Genomic DNA, 17,253 nt, shown 5'->3' with positions numbered 1-17,253 from the left:
GCCGGACCTCACTCCTCGTCGGCGAGGAAGTCGGGTTCCGTGCGCTTTTCGTCGTATTCGCTCCGGAGGTGGTCGCGGAACGCCTCGACGCTCACGTCCTTGGCCTCGCGTTCCTTGCGGTCGCGGACGGAGATAGTTCCGTCTTCTTCCTCGTCGCCGCCGACGATGACCATGTACGGGACGCGGTCGGTCTGAGCCTCGCGAATCTTCCGGCCGAGCGTCCACGAGCGGTCCTCGATGTCGACGCGGAAGTCGTTGAGTTCGTACTGGAGCTTCTTCGCGTACCCAATCTGGTCGTCCGAGATGGGCAGGATGCGGACCTGCTCGGGCGCGAGCCAGAACGGGAACTTGCCGTTGAAGTGCTCGATGAGGACCATGAAGAAGCGCTCGTAACTGCCGTAGAGCGCGCGGTGAATCATCACCGGCTGGTGGTCCTCGTTGTCCTCGCCCGTGTAGGTGAGGTCGAAGCGGTCGGGCATGTTGAAGTCGAGCTGGACCGTCGGACCGTCCCACTTGCGACCGAGGGCGTCCTTGAACGCGAAGTCGATTTTCGGCCCGTAGAACGCGCCGTCGCCGGCCTCGATGCCGTAGTCGATGCCGCTGTCGTCGAGGACCGCGCGCAGCTGCGTCTCCGCCTGCTCCCAGATTTCGTCGCTGCCGACGGATTTGTCGGGGCGCGTCGCGAGCGCGACTTCGGCGTCCAGCCCGAAGGTGTCGAACACCGTCAGGATGTTGTCGATGATGAGGTTGATTTCGTCCTCGATCTGGTCGGGGCGGACGAACAGGTGGCCGTCGTCGATGGTGAAAGACCAGACCCGCGAGAGGCCCGACAGCTCGCCGCGCTGTTCCTTCCGGTAGACCTTCCCGTCCTCGAAGTAGCGCACCGGCAGGTCGCGGTACGACCACGACTGCTGGTCGAAGATGGTCGCGTGACCGGGGCAGTTCATCGGCTTCAGGCCGTACTCCTCGTCGTTCACGTCGAGGAGGAACATGTCGTCCACGTAGTTCTCGTAGTGGCCCGACTTCTTCCACAGCTCCGTCCGGAACAGGTGGGGCGTCTCGACGGGGTCGTAGCCCGCGTCGAGGTTGAGCTGTTTCGCGTAGTCCGCGAGTTCGTCGAGGATGCGCTTGCCGTTGGGCTGGTACAGCGGCAGACCCGGCCCCGTCGTCTCGTCGATGGCGAACAGGTTCAGCTCCTGGCCGAGCTTCCGGTGGTCGCGCTCCTTGGCCTCCTCGCGCATCTCGAGGAACTCTTCGAGGTCGGACTCGGACTCGAACGCCGTGCCGTACACCCGCGTCAGCGTGTCGTTGTCCTCGTCGCCGCGCCAGTAGGCCGCGGAGATGTTGAGGAGCTTGACCGCGCCGATTTCGCCCGTCGATTCGACGTGCGGACCCTTACAGAGGTCCTCGAACTCGCCCTGCTGGTAGAACGAGAGCTCGTCGTCGCCGGCGGCCTCCTCTTCGAGGATGTCGCGCTTGTAGGGGTTGTCGGCGTACTTCTCCAGGGCCTCCTCGCGGTCGACGACGACGCGCTCGATGTCGAGGTCCTCCTCGATGATGTCGCGCATCTCGTCTTCGATGGCTTCGAGGTCCTCCTGTTCGAGGTCGACGCTCGTCACGTCGTAGTAGAAGCCGTCGTCCGTCCACGGGCCGATGGTTAGCTTGGCCTCGGGGTGGAGCCGCTGGAGGGCCTGCGCGAAGACGTGGGCCGCCGAGTGGCGGAGTACGTCCAGATACTCGTCGGACTGGTCGGTGACGATGACGAGGTCCGCGCCGTCGTGGAGCGGCGTCTCCTTGTCCACGAGTTCGCCATCGACGACGCCGGCGACGGTGTCCTTGCCGAGGCCGGGGCCGATTGCGAACGCGGCGTCTCGCACCGTCGCACCCTCCTCGACGGAGAGTTCCGTCCCGTCGGGGAGGATGACAGCGATATCACTCATACGCGCACGGAACGGACGGGGGAGAATAAGTGTTGTTGAGACGGGCGCGTTCGACGCCCGCTCGCGGCCGGTTTCGTGCGATTTGCTAGCACAACTGTGGCGGCGTCGGCGGCCTGACTCGGTTCCCGCCCCCGCGGTCGCGCCCTCGTCGTCGGCTCGCCGTTTCGACCCAAAGTACCAATTGGGTCGCCCGCGGACCCTGTGGGTATGCGACTTTCTCGACAGAGCGGGGTGTTCATGCACGTCACCTCGGTCCCGGGGCCCCACGGCATCGGCGACCTCGGCGACGGCGCGCGCGCTTTCGTGGACTTCCTCGCCGACGCCGAACAGTCGATGTGGCAGTTCTGCCCCCTCGGGCCGACCGAACCCGCCATGGCGAACTCGCCGTACCAGTCGACCTCCTCGTTCGCCGGCAATCCGCTTCTCATCGACCTCACCGACCTCGTAGCCCGCGGGTGGCTCACCGACGCCGACCTCGAACCCGTCCCCGACTTCGACCCTCTCGCGGTCGACTACGAGCGCGTCGGCGAGTACAAGCGCTCGCGGCTCCGCGCCGCCTTCGACCGCTTCGAGGCCGAGGCCACCGAGGACGACCGCGCGGCCCTCGACGCCTTCCGCGAGCGCGAGGCCGGCTGGCTCGACGACTACGCGCTGTTCGCCGCCCTGAAAGACGAGTTCCGGCGGGCGTGGATAGACTGGCCGACCGAGTTGAAGACCCGCGACCCCGACGCGCTCGCCGACGCCCGCGCCGAGTACGCCGACGAGATTCGCTACCGCGAGTTCGTCCAGTTCTGCTTCGACGAGCAGTGGCGCGCCCTCGCCGACTACGCCGACGAGAAGGGCATCACCCTCGTCGGCGACCTCCCCATCTACGTCGCGCTCGACAGCGCCGACGTGTGGGCCGCCCCCGAGGCGTTCGACCTCACCGAATCGAACGAACCCGCCGTCGTCGCCGGCGTCCCGCCGAACCCGGACGACGCCGGCCAGCGCTGGGGCAACCCGCTGTACGACTGGGAGACGCTCCGCGAGGACGGCTACGGCTGGTGGCTCGACCGCCTCCGCCGCCTGTTCGACCTCGTGGACGTGACCCGCATCGACCACTTCAAAGGCTTCGACGAGTTCTGGGCCATCGACGCCGACTCCGACGACCCCGGCGACGGCGAGTGGCGCGACGCGCCCGGCCACGACTTCTTCGAGACGGTCGAGCGCGAACTGGACGACCTCCCGTTCGTCGTCGAGGACCTCGGCTTCCTCGACGCCTCGCTCGTCGACCTCCGCGACCGGTTCGCCTTCCCCGGCATGCGCGTCCCGCAGTACGCCGACTGGTGCCGCGAGGGCGACATGTACCAGCCGATGCACTACCCGGAGAGCTCCGTCGCCTACACCTCGACCCACGACACCGACACGTTCGTCGGCTACTACCGCGACCTCGACGACCGCACCCGCGACTGCCTTCACTACAACATCGGCGCGGACGGCTCGGAGATTCACTGGTCTATCATCGACGCCGTCTGGAACTCCGCGTCCGTCCTCGCGTTCACAACCACGCAGGACCTCCTCGGCCTCGGCTCCGACGCCCGGTTCAACACCCCCGGCACGCAGACCGGAAACTGGGAGTGGCGCGTCACCCGCGAAGGCCTCGACGACGGCGTCGCTGACCGCCTCGCGAGCCTCACGGACCTCCACATCCGCAACTGAAGCGGCCGGCGACTCTCGCCTCGGCTCGACTGCACCTTTTTCAATCGCCCACCCGACGGCAACGGTATGTCTCGCCGCCTCGGCCTCGGCGCGTTCGCCGCCGGGCTTCTCGCCGCGGTCCTCTCGGCGCTCGTCCGCGCGACGACCCCGCTTTCGGAGTTCGACGTACCCAACGCCGACCTGTCTCTCTCGACCGGGCTGTCGGCCGCCGCGGTCGCGCTCGCCGGCGTCCTCGGGGCGTTCACGGACCAGTGGCTCGGCGTGTTGGTCTCCTTCGGCGTCATCGGCTTCGCCGTCACCTTCGCGCTCCAACAGCCGATTCTCTCCTTCATCGGCTGGTTTTACATCCTCGTGAGCCGCCCCTACGCGGTCGGTGACCGCGTCAACATCGGCTCGGTCCCCGGCGACGTGGCCGAAATCGACTTCCTCGTCACGACGCTCTGGGAGACCGGCGGCCCCCTCGCGTCGAACCAGCCGACCGGCCGGACCGTCACCGTCCCGAACTCGCTGGTCCTCTCCTCCGAGGTCGTCAACTACGGCGCGCTGTTCGACCGCGTCTGGACCGAGATACCCGTGCAGGTGTCCTACGAGACGGACCTCCCGTTCGTCCGCCGACTCCTCTTGGACGTGGCCGACGGTCCGACCGTCAACGTCGCACAGGTGGAGTCGTGGGTCGTCTTCCGACTCCGCGTGCTCGTCCCGCCGACACGCGCCCAGCGCGTCAAAAACCGGCTGTACGAGCGCATCCTCGACCGACTGGCCGACCACCCGGACCGCGTCAGCTTCCCGGTGAGCCGCAACCGCTGAGCGCGACGCGGCCCGACGCGGCGCGCCTCGCTCGTCGCCCCCCGCCTCGTCGCCACCCCGCCTCGCCCGCCGGCATCGAAACCCGCAAATCCCCCGCGCCCAACGTCGAAGCGATGGAGACGGGTGTCATCGACCTCGGGAGCCTCGACGGAGCGTTCGACCTCCAATCGACGCTGGAAAGCGGCCAGTCGTACCTCTGGGACCGCCCCGACGGCCGGATGTACGAGCGCGACGCGGCCCACGGCGGCGACGCGTGGTACCAGACGGTCGTCCCGCCGCTCGACGGCGTCTCCGACGAGTCCGCCGTCGTCAGGGTCCGCCAGACCGACGGCGCGCTGGAATGGGAGTCCAACGTCGACGCCGTCCCGCTTCTCACCCACTTGCTCCGCCTCGACGACGACCTCGACGCCATCGTCTCGGAGATGCCCGACGAACCGCTGGTCCGGCGGGCCTACGAGGCGTACCCGGGGATGCGACTCGTCCGCGACCCGCCGTTCGGCTGTCTCGTCTCGTTCATCTGCTCGGCGCAGATGCGCGTCTCCCGCATCTTCGGGATGCAGTCGCGGCTCAGAGAGACCTACGGCGAGCGCGTCGAGTTCGACGGCGAGACGTACTTCGCGTACCCGACCCCCGAGCGACTGGCCGAAGCCACCGAAGACGAACTGCGCGACCTCAGCCTCGGCTACCGCGCGCCGTACGTCCGGCGGACGGCCGAGATGGTCGCCACGGGCGAGGCGACACCCGCCGAGGCCCGCGGCCGCGACTACGAGGACGCCCGCGAGTTCCTGACGACGTTCGTCGGCGTCGGTGACAAGGTCGCGGACTGCGTCTTGTTGTTCTCGCTCGACTACCTCGAAGCCGTCCCGCTCGACACGTGGATTCGGTCGGCCATCGAGGAACATTACCCCGACTGCGACCGGGGGAACTACGCCGACACCTCGCGGGCCATCCGCGAGCGCCTCGGCGGTCGCTACGCCGGCTACACCCAGACGTACGTGTTTCACTACCTTCGCTCAGGCGGGGAGTGAGCGCAACGAGACGGACTGGCAAGAAGGTTGATAGCCTTCGGCACACAACCTCCTCGTACCCATGGACTGCAGAGTCGTCGTCGAGGCCGCGGTCCCGGTGTACGACGTGGAGACCGTCGACGAGGCGATTCGTATCGCCATCTCGAAGACCGGCGAGATGCTCAATCCCGACCTGAAGTACGTCGAGATTAGCATGGGCGCGCGCACCTCGCCCGGCGGCGAGGAGTTTCCCCCCGCCTTTATCGCCGCGGACGAGGCGCTCGTCGCCCTCGAACTGGAGATGACCGTCTTCAACGTCGAACAGGAGGAACACGCCTCGCGCATCGCGCGCAAGGAAATCGGCCAACGCCTCGAAAACATCCCGCTGAAAGTGCTGTCCGTCGACCGCGTCGACCACGAGTCGGTCGAGACCGATGGCGAGGGCGGCACCCGAACCGAAACCGGTGCATCTGACCCCGACGAAACGCTCGTCGACTTCGACGACCTCGTCGACGGCCGCTGAGGCGTCGGTTCTATCGTCGTCGCTGCGGCGACGCCGCAACCCCGGTCACAGTTTCTGCTCGCGTGCGGAACTCACTCACTCTCGGCACGGCAGTCGCGCGGGAGAGCACGGCGCGGTCGCTCTCGGGTGTAGGGTCGTAGAGGAGAACGCGTTTCTTTTCTCGGTTCAGTCGGCTTGCGGTGCGAGCGGCTCTGGTTCGGCCTCGCGCATCGCTCCGGTGATTCCTTTCGCCAGTTTAAACACGGCTGCTTTGTGGTCCGTCTTGGACTTGTGGATGGATGTCGGTCGTACGCCGAGTTCGTTGTACTCGACGAGACTGATTTCCTCGTCCTCCCAGGCCTCAATCTGGGTGTGGACTTCTGCGAGCAGACCGTGCAGGTGGATGAGTTCCTGCTTCTTCATGAGCAACCACGGCTTGAGACCGGAGGGATATAGTATTATCTTGAGACACGTTAGCATCCGACCCCCTTAAACCGCCGATTATGGGGGTCTCAGCGGAAATTTCGTGTTCGACCGTTTTCAATTGGTTTGTTGTTTCGCCCCGTCGCTAGTGAACGACGGCCGAATATCACGAGTGGTTTATATAGCTATGTAGCCCGCGCGCCGAGCGTCGGTCGCGCGCGTCGGGGGGTCGTGAGAATTTTACGCCCCCGCGCGCGTACTGCCGCGCATGGACTACGACGACCAACTGGACCGCGCGCTCTCGGCGTCCCCGGATGTCGCGGAAGGCGACGACCGCTTCAGCGTCCCGGAGCCGACGGTCCGCCAGGAGGGGAACGTCACGGTCTACGAGAACTTCGCGGCGACCCACGACCGACTCGCCCGCGAGGCGACGCACGTCCTGAAGTTCTTCCAGACGGAGTTGGGCACGAGCGCCCAAATCGACGACCGCGGCCGCGCGCGCTTCACCGGCGAGTTCCGCCAGCGCCGCATCGCCGACGCGCTCGACGAGTACGTCGAGTCGTTCGTGCTGTGCAGCGAGTGCGGGTCTCCCGACACGAAGCTCACCTCCCAGCGGGGTGCCGACGTGCTGAAGTGCGACGCGTGCGGCGCGCTCTCAGCGATTCCCGATCTGTAAAAACGAACGTCCGGCGGGGACAGCCCCGTCCGAGAGACGGGCGCTCTGTTCTCTCGCTACTCGAACTGCTTGAGCGTCTGGAGGTCGCGCTCCGTCCGCATGAACTCGGCCGTGCGCCGCGTCGCGCCACAGCTCTGACACGAGTAGTTGTCGCGGTGAGCGGGGAGTTCGGTCGGATTCGTCTCCCAGTCCTTTCCACACTCGGGGCACAACAGGCGGACGAACGCTTCAACCATACCCGGTATATGCTCCGGGAGCGCGGATAAATGTTGTTGCGTGATAGCACGGCCGAGAAAAAGCACGGCTCACGATGCGCCGCGCGCCCACCGATGGCTTACGCGAGCAGGGTGCCGTCTTGGACTTCGAGCAGCTCCTTGTACCGGTTGCGGATGGTGACCTCGGAGATGTCCGCGACCGTCGAGACCTCGCTTTGGGTTACCTTCTCGTTGGTGAGGAGGGCGGCGGCGTAGACGGCGGCGGCGGCGAGGCCGACCGGCGACTTGCCCGAGTGGATGCCGGTCTCCTTCGCGTCGCGGAGGAGCTGGCGGGCCTGTCGCTCGGCCTCGTCGGAGAGACCGAGTTCGCTGGCGAACCGCGGGACGTACTGCTCGGGGTCGGCGGGCTTGATTTCGAGCTTCAGCTCGCGGACGATGTAGCGGTACGTCCGGGTGAGCTCCATCTTATCGACGCGCGAGACCTTCTCCAGCTCGTCGAGCGACCGGGGAGTTCCGGCCATCCGGGCCGACGCGTACAGCGCCGAGGTGGCGACGCCCTCGATGGAACGGCCCGGGAGCAGGTCGTCGTTGAGCGCGCGGCGGTAGATGACCGAGGCGGTCTCGCGGACGTTCTCGGGGAGGCCGAGCGCCGAGGCCATGCGGTCGATTTCGCCGAGCGCCTGCTTGAGGTTGCGCTCCTTGGAGTCGCGGGTGCGGAACCGCTCGTTCCACGTGCGGAGCCGCTGCATCTGCTCGCGCTGCCGCGGCGAGAGGGACTTGCCGTAGGCGTCTTTGTTCTGCCAGCCGATGTTGGTCGACAGCCCCTTGTCGTGCATCATCTTCGTCGTAGGCGCGCCGACGCGGGACTTGCTGTCGCGCTCGGCGGAGTCGAACGCGCGCCACTCGGGGCCGCGGTCGACCACGGTGTCCTCGACGACGAGGCCGCAGTCTTCGCAGATGGTCTCGCCGTGTTCCTCGTCGGTGACGAGGTGGCCGCTGCACTCGGGGCAGACCTGTGTTTCGTCCTGCTGCGTTTCGTCTCGCTCTGACTCGCGGGGACGGACGTCCCTGCTCTTTGCGTCGGCACTGTACGTTCGGGTGGTTATCGTGTCGCTCATGGTGGGGTGGAAGGCGCGGATACGTCTCGGCCGGGAAGACCTCAGAAGACGAAAGAATAATCCGGCTTGGACTGGCCTTACCAACAGTAAGTTCGAAAGAGTTATAAAGTTTTTGCCGCCCCTGTGTGGGTGAATCGCACGATGTGGGCGCTTTGTCGTCACCTCGCCGACGGGAATCGGGGTTCCGCGCGATTAATGGGATAGTATAGCTCTTTCGTCGCTCAGAGCCAGTGTTCCCGGCGGAAGTAGACGAGGAGGACCCCGGAGACGAGCGCCATCCCGAGCATCGTCGCCGGGTAGCCGTAGGCCCAGCCGAGTTCGGGCATGTTGAACGCCGACGCGCCGGGGTCGAAGTTCATGCCGTAGATGCCGACGACGAGCGTGAGCGGGAGGATGATGGTCGCGACGACGGTGAGTGTCTTCATCACCTCGTTCGTCGACTGCGAGAGGGTGTTAAGGTAGATATCTCGCGCGCCGCGCGCGAGGTCGCGGTACGTCTCCGTCAGGTCGACCAACTCGACGAGGTGGTCGTACACGTCGCGGTAGTACTTCTCCGTCGCCTCGCGGACGTAGTCGGGGTCGCCGCGGGCGAGCACCCCGACGGCCTCGCGCGTCGGCCACACCGTCTTTCGGAACGACAGCAGGTCGCGCCGGACCGCGTTCAGCCCTTCGAGCACCTCCGGGTCGGGCCCCTCGAAGATGCTGTCCTCGATGAGCTCGATTTCCCCGCCGACCTCGTCCAACAGCCCGAAGTACTCGTCGACGATGCGGTCGATGACGCGATAGCCCACGTAGTCCGGCCCGAACCGGAGCATCCGCGGCTCTTCGCGCTCGATGGCGTTCCAGACGTAGTTTATCGGTTCCAACTCCCGGCGCGTCAGCGTCACGAGCCAGTCGTCACCGAAGCAGAGCCCCACGGGTCTGGTCTGGACCTCCTCTTCGAACACCTGCTCGCCGGCGCGGAGCGTCGCCATTCGGACGAGGACGAACGTGTACTCGTCGTACTCCTCGGTCTTCGGTCGGGCGTCGTTCCGCACGTCCTCGACCGAAAGCGAGTGGATGCCGAACGCCTCGGCGACGCGGTCGAACTCCTCACCGGTCGTCGCGCGAACCCACGTCGTCCCGTCGGCGTCGCGCGCCGCGTCCAGCGCGGTCTCCTCGTAGGCCGACGCGCCGTCGTCGCGGTAGACGAGCGCCGAAATCACCGCACGTCACCCCCGATGGCCCAGAGCGTGATGCCGACCATGACGGCCGTCACCGAGAACGCCCGCCCCGGATAGGCGGCGAGGGTCCCGACGCCGTAGCCGACGACGCCGAGCGCCGTCACCGCGATACCTGCGGTCCGTACGCGAGTCATGGAACCACCGACCCGCGGCGACGAGAAAAAGGCTCCCCCGAGGCGACTCGCCAGAGCGACCTACGCTTCGGACGGGTGTTCGACCGAGCGAATCAGTTCCAAGACGTTCTCCTCCTCGCCGTCGAGCTGTTGGGGGTACAGCCCGATTGCGACGACGAAGTCCTCGTTGTGCTGGACCTTCGTCACGTGGACGTACACGTCGACTTCGTCCCCGCCGAACCGCGCGGTGGCGCTGTACTTCGTGACGTTGGCCGTCTGTCCGAGCATCTGGACGTTCCGCGAACTGACTTGGTCGACGTCGCTGAGGCCCTGATACCGGTTGTCGACGAGGCGGATGAGGTCGTCGTTCGAGTAGTCGCCGATGGGGCTCCGCGGCTGGCCGGCGACCTCGACCGCGGGCGTCGAGATGACGCTGAACGAACCGAGTTTGGCCTCACCGAAGAAGCCGAGGTCAAGCGTCTTCTCGTACGTCGTGATGTGGTTGCTGGCGGCGATTTGACGCTCCTGTCCGCCGAACGAGAGCGTGCGGTTCACCGCGAACGTCTCGGTCCCGTTCGTCTCGTAGCCGGCGTTCCCGGCGACGGTCGCGTCCGCCGTGGCCGGCTCGGATTCGAACGTCAGCGTCTCCTCGCCGGTCAGAAAGCCGATACAACCGCTCGTGAGCACGAGTGCGGCGAGCGCGAGCACCGCGACTACGCGTCTGGAACTCATTGCCCCGCCATTTCCCCGCACCCGGCATAAGTTCGGTGGCCGGACGGGTCGGTCTTCGGCGCGGTGCGCGGTGCGGCCCGCGTCGAACGCTGCGGGTTTCGCCTCAGCCGTCGAGGTCCCGCGACTCGTTCTCGCGGCGAATCACGCGGCCGCTGTGGACGTAGTAGGCGGGCGCGACGAACGGGAGCGCGAACGCCGCGCCGAACCAGAGATGTCGGGACGCGCCCCAGTCGATGCCCTGTCCGCGGAGCGACCTGATATCGGCGCGAATCAGCCCCGCGTAGAAGACGTGGGTGACGAGGTAGACCGCGAACGCCGGTTCCGGCCCGATGTACAGCGAGACGACGGTGAACATGACGAAGCCGATGGCGTAGATGACCGGCAGCACCCCGCGGTAGCGGCCGCGCGCCGGGCGCTGTTTCCGCTGTCGCTCGCGCTCGACCGCCGTCCCGCGGCGGTACTCGTCGGTGCTCATGTCGCTACGGTGTCCCCCGCGGGGAAAAAGTGGTTCGCTCAGCCGAGGTATTTGACCTCGACCTCGTGCGGGCCGTTGTCTGTCGGGAGCGCGACCGTCTCACGGAGGTGGTCGCGGACCGCCGAGCGCCACGCTCGAACCGCCTCCGTGTGGCGCTCGTGGTGCGCTTCGACCTCGTACGGGTCTGGTCGCGTCTCGTCGGGTCCGGGGAACGCGGGGGCGTCGTCAGCGACGAAGACCCGCGGCTGGAGGTGTATCGGCTCGGGGTCGGCGTAGTCCGAGGCTTCGCCGCCGGTGCGGTGAATGCGCGCCCGCATCCGCCCGTAGAACGGCGGCGTGACGCGGAGGACGACGGGGTCGTCGCCTCTGCGGTTCGCCTCCAAGGCGGTCACGAGGTCGTCGGTCGTGACTGCGAGCGAGCGGACGGCGGTCGGGTCGGACGACCCGCGCGCGCCGTTCAATCTCCGGCGCGCCGGCGACTCGTCATCGACGTGGGCCGCAGTTCGCCGCTGCACTCGGGGCAGGTCGAACGGTACGACGCGGCGCTCACGGTCGTTTGACACTCACGACAGACGTACGAAGCGCGTTCCATCGAGCATTCGTACGAGATATGGTTTGTTAAAACTTACCACAGAACGACCGGACGGCGGCCCGCGCTCGCGGGTCCGTGCCCTTTTACCCGAACGGGGCGCAATCCGCCAGTATGACAGACGCATGGTTCGCCGGCGCGGACCCCGACGACCCCGAACCCGGGGCGACGCGAGTCCGAACGGGCAGCGCCTCCGCCCCCACCGACTGGCCGGCCGAGGCCGTCGACGCCGGGTTCGCCGCCGACGAAAGTGATTACTACGCCAAACTCCGCTCGGCGACGCTCGCCGCCGCCAGCGAGGCCGTCGCGGAGCGCGAGCGCGCCGACGACGTGCAGCTCGCCCACGCCGTGCGCGCGATGGACGACGCCGAACGGACCGCGAACGAACTCGCCGAGCGGGTCGTCGAGTGGGCCGGCACGCTCTACGAGGAGGTTCCGCGCGGCCTCAACGGCGTCCGCGATATCGCCGTCCGCGAGCCGAAGACCGCCGCCGAAGAGCGCGTCGTCTCCTACGCCACCCGCGCGGTGGACCTGCTCGACGAGCGCGACGACCTCCGAGCGTTCATCGAGGAGCGCGCGCCCACGACCGCGCCGAACCTCGCCGAGATGGCCGGGCCGGTCCTCGCGGCGCGGCTCATCGCGCTGGCGGGCGGCCTCGAACCCCTCGCCAAGAAACCGAGCGGGACGGTCCAAGTGCTCGGAGCCGAAGACGCCCTGTTCGCCCACCTGAAGGGCCGCGCCACGTCGCCCAAACACGGCGTTATCTTCACCCACGAGTACGTCCGCGGGACGCGCCCGGAAGACCGCGGGTCCGCCGCCCGCGCGCTCGCCGGGAAACTCGCTATCGCCGCCCGCGTCGACCACTACTCGGGCGACTACCGGCCGGACCTGCACGCCGAACTCGCCGACCGGATGGAGACGATTCGCGCCCGCGCCGACGAGGGGGGCGACGAATGAGCGACGACGGCTCCGCCGCCGACGCCGCTCTCCCCGACGGCGTCGAACGCCGGACGTTCGGCGGCCGCGAGCGCCTCTCGACGCGGGGCGAACCGGTCTACGGCGAACCCGTCGATTCCGACGGCTGGCGCGCGTGGGACGCCGGGCGTTCGAAGCTCGGCGCGATGCTTGAACTCGGCATGGACACGGGCCTCGTCGGCGGCGAGTCGGTGCTCTACCTCGGGGCCGCCTCGGGGACGACCGTCTCGCACGTCGCCGACTTCGCCGGGCCGACCTACGCCGTGGAGTTCGCGCCGCGACCCGTCCGCGACCTCGTCGGCGTCGCCGAGGACCGCGACAACCTCTTTCCGCTTCTGAAGGACGCGCGCGACCCCGACTCCTACGCGCACGTCGTCGAAGCCGGCATCGATTGCCTCGTCATGGACGTGGCGACCCGCGGGCAGGCGACCGTCGCCGTCCGCAACCGACAGTTCCTCGCGGACGACGGCCGACTCCTGATGGCCGTCAAGGCGCGCAGCGAGGACGTGACTGCGGAGCCGGACGACGTGTTCGACGACGTGATCGCTGAACTCGACTCGGCGTACGAACTCCTCGAAACCGCCCGCCTCGACCGCTTCCACGCGGACCACCTCGGTATCGTCGCCCGGCCGAAGTAGGTCGCCGCCGCCGGCTGGCTCCCCGAATCACGGGGGTCGCCGCCGGTGTTGGGCGTCCGCGGAACCATTCGGTCGCTGTCACGTCGTCGGATTCGACCGGCGGCGGTCGTGCGACGCGTTCGCCGGCTCCCACGGTGTTTTTAATTCGGCGCAACTTACGCCGTTGCGATGGAACTAGGGTCGGCGGATGCCTTCGACCGAATGGGGACGCTCGGCGTCGAAGAGGAATTCTACATCGTCGATGCCGACGGCCGCCCCACCTCGGGTATCGACGACTTAGTCTACGGACCGGAACCTCCCGAACCGCTCGCCGGACGGCTCGACCACGAGCTGTTCCAGTTCACTATCGAGACGCAGACGCCGCTCATCGAGGACCCCGACGAGGCCGGCGCGGCCGTCTCGACGGTCCGCGAGGCGCTCGTCGACCACGCCGCGGCCCACGGCTACCGCATCGCCGCGGCCGGGCTCCACCCCGCCGCCAAGTGGCGCGAACTCGACCACGCGACCAAACCCCGGTATCAGGCGCAACTCGACCGGATTCAGTACCCCCAACACCGGAACACGACCGCCGGCCTCCACGTCCACGTCGGCGTCGACGACGCGGACAAGGCCGTCTGGGTCGCCAACGAACTCCGCTGGTATCTCGCTCCCCTGCTCGCGCTCTCTGCGAACTCTCCCTTCTGGAACGGCTTCGACACCGGTCTCGCCTCCGCCCGCGCCAAGGTGTTCGAGAACCTCCCGAACACCGGCATGCCGACCGCCTTCGACGACTTCGAGGAGTTCCAGCGCTTCGAGCGCCGGATGGTCGAGTACGGCTCGATAGACGACCGGGGCGAACTCTGGTACGACGTGCGCCCCCACACCGGCCACGGGACGGTCGAAATCCGCACCCCCGACGCCCAGACCGACCCCGAACGCGTCACCGACTTCGTCGAGTACGTCCACGCGCTCGTGTTGGACCTCGCCGACCGCTACGAGGCCGGCGAGTCGGGAACGTCGGTCCGCCGAGAACTCCTCGACGAGAACAAGTGGCGCGCGACCCGCTACGGCCGGGACACGGACTTCATCGCCCCCGACTCCGAGGGCGTGGTGAGCCTCGTCTCGTTCGTCGAAACCGAGTCCGACCGCCTCGGCGTCGACGGCCTCCGGTCGCTTCTCGACGCCGAATCCGGAACCGCCGTCCAGCGGCGGATTCACGAGGAATCCGGGCTCGACGGCCTGTGCGAACACCTGACGCTGGACTGACTCGCACGCCGACGCGCGACAGGAAACATTTTTTAGCGCCCCAGTTTTGACCTTTGCCGTAGCACAAATGTCTGCGGACCAGAGCACAGAGGGGAGCGCGGAGTCGACGGACGAAGACGACTCGGGCGGCGCGGCCGACTGCGCCGTCTCCGAGTTCGACGACGGGTTGGTGGACCTGCTCGCGTGGATTCTCGACACCGAGACCCGCGCGCGAATCTACGTCCACCTCCGACAGCACCCACATTCGACGAGCGAGGAAGTCGCCGAGGGGACCGGCCTCTACCCCAGTACGGTTCGGGAGGCGCTGGCCGAGCTCGCGGACGACGAGACGGTCGAGCGCCGCAAGCGGAAGAGTTCCGGGGCGGGCAACAACCCCTACGAGTACGTCGCCATCGCGCCGAGCGACCTCGTGAAGGGCGTCTCCGGACAGGTGCAGGCGCAGTTGAACGCCGTGTTCAACCTCGACCGACACCTCGGCACCGACCGCTCCGACGAGACCGAACCGGTCACGATTACGGTCCGCGAGGAGTAGCGCGGCGTCCCGACTGCTGCGACGATTCGCGCACCCTCGGAGCCCCCGATGGCCGCGGGCGTTGGGCCGTTAGGCTAACCCGACCCGCTTAAGTCGCGCCGTACCCACCCCGAGAGTATGCACGTCGCGTTGGGCGGGACGTTCGACCCTGTCCACGATGGACATCTCGCGCTGTTCGAGCGGGCGTTCGAATTGGGTGCTGTCACGGTCGGACTCACGAGCGACGAACTCGCGCCGAAGACGCGACACGTCGACCGCTACGTCCGGCCCTTCGACGACCGCAAGGCCGACCTCGAAGCCGAACTCCGACCGCTCGCCGAGGAGTACGACCGCGAGTTCGAGGTCCGCGAACTCGACAAACCGACCGGCATCGCGACCGAGGAAGGCTTCGACGTGCTCATCGTCTCGCCCGAGACGCGGGGTGGCGGCGAGCGCGTCAACGAGATTCGCGAAGAAAAGGGCCTCAAACCCCTCCGTATCGAGGTCGTCGAACACGTCCCCGCCGAGGACGGCGAGCGCATCTCCTCGACGCGCATCGTCTCCGGCGAAATCGACCGCCACGGCAACCTCACGCCCGACCGCGAGGGCCGCGGTCGGACGCCCCCGAGCGACGAATAGTTTTCACTGTCACGGTCGTACGCTCCCCCATGCGACACGCGCGTTTCGCCAGTTTCGCCGTCGGCGTCGTCGCCGCGCTCGTCGTCGGCATCGCCGTCACCGAGGTGGCCTCGCGGTGGATCTTCTTCTCGCTTTTCGTCGGTATTCCGGCCGTCGCCGCCGGCGTCCTCGCCACCGCGGTGACTACGCGGTCCTGACTCGTCGGATGGCTCCCGCGCGCTCCTCGGAGTGAGCGCCTCCAAACTACCAGCTCGGCGGTCGGAAGCCGGCCTCCCGGAGGAGGTCCTTCCAGCGCTGTTGGATGCTGAGCCGCGACACGTCCATCGACTCGGCGACGGCGGTCTGGGAGCGCTCCTCGCCGGCGATGAGCGCGCCGGCGTAGAGGCTGGCGGCGGCGACGGCCTGTTTGGAGCGCTCCTCGTCGGGCAACTGGGTGAGAAACATGTCCGAGGCGTACGAGCGGGCCTCGCTACCGAGTTCGAGGCCGTCGGCGGCGGCGTCGATGCGGGCCAGCCACTCCCGGTTGTCTCGCTGGTCTCGGGCGCTGTACATGGTCGTCGTTGCGGCCGCGGGAGCATAATCCCCGCGGCGGGCGCTCGTGACGTTTATATATCGTTGCGGGAAATGTGCGGTCGAAGGGCGGGCGTCGCCCGATTGCGCGCGGGTAGCCAAGTGGCCAAAGGCGCAGCGCTTAGGACGCTGTGGTGTAGACCTTCGCAGGTTCGAACCCTGTCCCGCGCATTTTCTGTCCGACGCGGACGCGAACGGCGAAGCCGTGAGCGACAGCGAGGACGAAAATCGCAACGGAAGGGTTCGAATCAGGGAGCAACGCGACGCGTTGCGACCGCGGTTCGAACCCTGTCCCGCGCGTTTCGCGTACTGGACAGTGCTATCCGTCTTCCGTGGCTGCGAACGTGACAACGAGGAATATCCACCCGATTGCCATGTAAACGACGAGTTCGAGTCGGAAATAGTCAGAGAGGCGAAAGGGACCCGGCGTAAACAGTGGGGTGTAAATCAGTGCCGAGAGGATGAGAGCAACCCCCGCGATAACAGCGAATCTCGCCGTAGTGTTCACGCCCGAGATACTGACAACTGTGCTATAAATTTTCCCCGGTCGTATCCCGGAACTCGACGTAGTATCTTGATTCTACGGACTCAGACCCATCTCCGGAGAATTCAAACAGAACTACCGGAACTTCACGTACTCCCACTTCAACTTCCAATCCACTCTTAAACACCCCGCATACGTTCGGAGGAAACCTTACCCTCGTGGTGTCCAACTCCCCGACGAATGCCTGCGCAGTCACTCTACGCTCGCATCGGCGGCCGTGAGGCCGTCGAAGCAGTCGTCTCGGACTTCTACGACCGCGTCCTCGCGGACGATTCGGTCGCCCACTACTTTGACGACATCGACATGGTCGAACAGCGCGCCCATCAGGTCAAGCTCATCAGCGCCGTCGCGGGCGGTCCCGTCGAGTACGACGGGGCCGATATGCGGGCGGCCCACGACCACCTCGACCTCTCCGGTGAGGACTTTGACGCCATCGCCGAGCACCTCGCGGCCGCGCTCGACGAAAACGGCGTCGCCCCGGAAGACGCCGACGCGATTCTCGACGAAGTCGCCGCGCTCAGAGCCCCGATTCTGGGGCAGTAGGTCCCGTTCGACCCCCTTCCGGGAGACTCAGTCGCCGGTTTCGACCGGCCGAATCGCGCACGCCACGCGT

Annotated in this window: 22 protein-coding genes, 1 tRNA gene and 1 pseudogene; 13 read left to right on the top strand and 11 right to left on the bottom strand. The window is 67.2% G+C overall.

Going from position 1 to position 17,253, the window contains the following annotated elements; translation table 11 throughout:
- Positions 1-8 precede the first annotated feature (8 nt).
- Complete coding sequence (gene thrS, locus HVO_RS12795) at positions 9-1,940, bottom strand: threonine--tRNA ligase (protein WP_004041574.1); 1,932 nt, start codon at positions 1,938-1,940, stop codon at positions 9-11.
- Positions 1,941-2,147: 207 nt separating this feature from the next.
- On the opposite strand from thrS, the gene malQ reads away from it, so the two are divergent.
- The 4 genes from malQ (at position 2,148) to HVO_RS12775 (ending at position 5,975) form a co-directional block, all read left to right on the top strand.
- Positions 2,148-3,638, top strand: coding sequence for a 4-alpha-glucanotransferase (gene malQ, locus HVO_RS12790; RefSeq protein ID WP_049914763.1), 1,491 nt, complete (start codon positions 2,148-2,150; stop codon positions 3,636-3,638).
- A 66-nt stretch (positions 3,639-3,704) separates the two neighbouring features.
- Positions 3,705-4,445 carry a mechanosensitive ion channel family protein gene (locus tag HVO_RS12785; RefSeq protein ID WP_004041572.1) on the top strand — a complete coding sequence of 247 codons (741 nt, stop codon included), beginning with the start codon at positions 3,705-3,707 and terminating at the stop codon, positions 4,443-4,445.
- Positions 4,446-4,558: 113 nt separating this feature from the next.
- Entirely contained in the window at positions 4,559-5,473 is a 915-nt protein-coding gene (locus HVO_RS12780; protein ID WP_004041571.1) for a DNA-3-methyladenine glycosylase family protein, read from the top strand.
- A gap of 61 nt (positions 5,474-5,534) precedes the next feature.
- Positions 5,535-5,975 (top strand): DUF555 domain-containing protein, encoded by a 441-nt coding sequence (locus HVO_RS12775; protein WP_004041570.1) that lies wholly within the window; start codon positions 5,535-5,537, stop codon positions 5,973-5,975.
- A 165-nt stretch (positions 5,976-6,140) separates the two neighbouring features.
- Here HVO_RS12775 and HVO_RS12770 read toward each other — a convergent pair whose 3' ends face one another.
- Positions 6,141-6,377 carry a UPF0058 family protein gene (locus tag HVO_RS12770; protein ID WP_004041569.1) on the bottom strand — a complete coding sequence of 79 codons (237 nt, stop codon included), beginning with the start codon at positions 6,375-6,377 and terminating at the stop codon, positions 6,141-6,143.
- 268 nt (positions 6,378-6,645) lie between these two features.
- On the opposite strand from HVO_RS12770, the gene HVO_RS12765 reads away from it, so the two are divergent.
- On the top strand, positions 6,646-7,053 hold the full coding sequence (locus HVO_RS12765) for a translation initiation factor IF-2 subunit beta (protein ID WP_004041568.1): 408 nt from the start codon (positions 6,646-6,648) through the stop codon (positions 7,051-7,053).
- A 56-nt stretch (positions 7,054-7,109) separates the two neighbouring features.
- Here the strand turns inward: HVO_RS12765 and HVO_RS12760 are convergent, their stop codons facing one another.
- From HVO_RS12760 to HVO_RS21530, 8 genes are all read right to left on the bottom strand, one after another.
- A complete protein-coding gene (locus HVO_RS12760) occupies positions 7,110-7,289 on the bottom strand; it encodes a DUF7836 family putative zinc-binding protein (RefSeq protein ID WP_004041567.1) in 180 nt (59 codons plus the stop codon).
- Between the two features lie 98 nt (positions 7,290-7,387).
- Complete coding sequence (locus tag HVO_RS12755; RefSeq protein WP_004041566.1) at positions 7,388-8,386, bottom strand: transcription initiation factor IIB; 999 nt, start codon at positions 8,384-8,386, stop codon at positions 7,388-7,390.
- Between the two features lie 221 nt (positions 8,387-8,607).
- On the bottom strand, positions 8,608-9,591 hold the full coding sequence (gene corA, locus HVO_RS12750) for a magnesium/cobalt transporter CorA (RefSeq protein WP_004041565.1): 984 nt from the start codon (positions 9,589-9,591) through the stop codon (positions 8,608-8,610).
- On the bottom strand, positions 9,588-9,743 hold the full coding sequence (locus HVO_RS20965; protein WP_004041564.1) for a hypothetical protein: 156 nt from the start codon (positions 9,741-9,743) through the stop codon (positions 9,588-9,590). The genes corA and HVO_RS20965 overlap by 4 nt, the downstream gene beginning before the upstream one ends.
- A gap of 60 nt (positions 9,744-9,803) precedes the next feature.
- Positions 9,804-10,430, bottom strand: a complete 627-nt coding sequence (locus HVO_RS12745; RefSeq protein WP_004041563.1) for a DUF6517 family protein — start codon at positions 10,428-10,430, stop codon at positions 9,804-9,806.
- A 127-nt stretch (positions 10,431-10,557) separates the two neighbouring features.
- Complete coding sequence (locus tag HVO_RS12740) at positions 10,558-10,929, bottom strand: hypothetical protein (RefSeq protein WP_004041562.1); 372 nt, start codon at positions 10,927-10,929, stop codon at positions 10,558-10,560.
- A gap of 38 nt (positions 10,930-10,967) precedes the next feature.
- The gene (locus HVO_RS12735; protein ID WP_004041561.1) at positions 10,968-11,390 is read right to left on the bottom strand and encodes a hypothetical protein; all 423 of its coding nucleotides are present in this window, start codon (positions 11,388-11,390) and stop codon (positions 10,968-10,970) included.
- Positions 11,387-11,521, bottom strand: a complete 135-nt coding sequence (locus HVO_RS21530) for a rubrerythrin-like domain-containing protein (RefSeq protein ID WP_115802679.1) — start codon at positions 11,519-11,521, stop codon at positions 11,387-11,389. Before HVO_RS21530 ends, HVO_RS12735 begins: the two co-directional genes overlap by 4 nt.
- A gap of 111 nt (positions 11,522-11,632) precedes the next feature.
- Between HVO_RS21530 and HVO_RS12730 the strand changes: the two genes are divergently transcribed.
- The 6 genes and pseudogenes from HVO_RS12730 (at position 11,633) to HVO_RS12705 (ending at position 15,758) form a co-directional block, all read left to right on the top strand.
- Positions 11,633-12,475, top strand: coding sequence for an NOP5/NOP56 family protein (locus HVO_RS12730; RefSeq protein ID WP_004041560.1), 843 nt, complete (start codon positions 11,633-11,635; stop codon positions 12,473-12,475).
- Positions 12,472-13,131 carry a fibrillarin-like rRNA/tRNA 2'-O-methyltransferase gene (locus tag HVO_RS12725; RefSeq protein WP_004041559.1) on the top strand — a complete coding sequence of 220 codons (660 nt, stop codon included), beginning with the start codon at positions 12,472-12,474 and terminating at the stop codon, positions 13,129-13,131. Before HVO_RS12730 ends, HVO_RS12725 begins: the two co-directional genes overlap by 4 nt.
- 168 nt (positions 13,132-13,299) lie before the next feature.
- Positions 13,300-14,376, top strand: coding sequence for a glutamate--cysteine ligase (locus HVO_RS12720; protein WP_004041558.1), 1,077 nt, complete (start codon positions 13,300-13,302; stop codon positions 14,374-14,376).
- 67 nt (positions 14,377-14,443) lie between these two features.
- A complete protein-coding gene (locus HVO_RS12715) occupies positions 14,444-14,908 on the top strand; it encodes a winged helix-turn-helix domain-containing protein (RefSeq protein WP_004041557.1) in 465 nt (154 codons plus the stop codon).
- 117 nt (positions 14,909-15,025) lie between these two features.
- On the top strand, positions 15,026-15,526 hold the full coding sequence (locus HVO_RS12710; RefSeq protein WP_004041556.1) for a phosphopantetheine adenylyltransferase: 501 nt from the start codon (positions 15,026-15,028) through the stop codon (positions 15,524-15,526).
- 29 nt (positions 15,527-15,555) lie between these two features.
- Positions 15,556-15,758, top strand: a pseudogene (locus HVO_RS12705) (hypothetical protein).
- A gap of 11 nt (positions 15,759-15,769) precedes the next feature.
- On the opposite strand, the gene HVO_RS12700 reads toward HVO_RS12705, so the two are convergent.
- Positions 15,770-16,078 (bottom strand): cyclin family protein, encoded by a 309-nt coding sequence (locus HVO_RS12700; RefSeq protein ID WP_004041554.1) that lies wholly within the window; start codon positions 16,076-16,078, stop codon positions 15,770-15,772.
- 106 nt (positions 16,079-16,184) lie between these two features.
- Here HVO_RS12700 and HVO_RS12695 point away from each other — a divergent pair.
- Positions 16,185-16,267 (top strand) — tRNA-Leu (locus HVO_RS12695).
- A gap of 553 nt (positions 16,268-16,820) precedes the next feature.
- Positions 16,821-17,183 (top strand): group I truncated hemoglobin, encoded by a 363-nt coding sequence (locus tag HVO_RS12685; protein ID WP_004041552.1) that lies wholly within the window; start codon positions 16,821-16,823, stop codon positions 17,181-17,183.
- The last annotated feature ends 70 nt before the right edge of the window (positions 17,184-17,253 follow it).

This window comes from Haloferax volcanii DS2 (genome assembly GCF_000025685.1).
Classification (GTDB): domain Archaea; phylum Halobacteriota; class Halobacteria; order Halobacteriales; family Haloferacaceae; genus Haloferax; species Haloferax volcanii.
The sequence above is the reverse complement of the archived record's forward strand: the minus strand, read 5'-3'. Positions and strand labels throughout refer to the sequence as shown.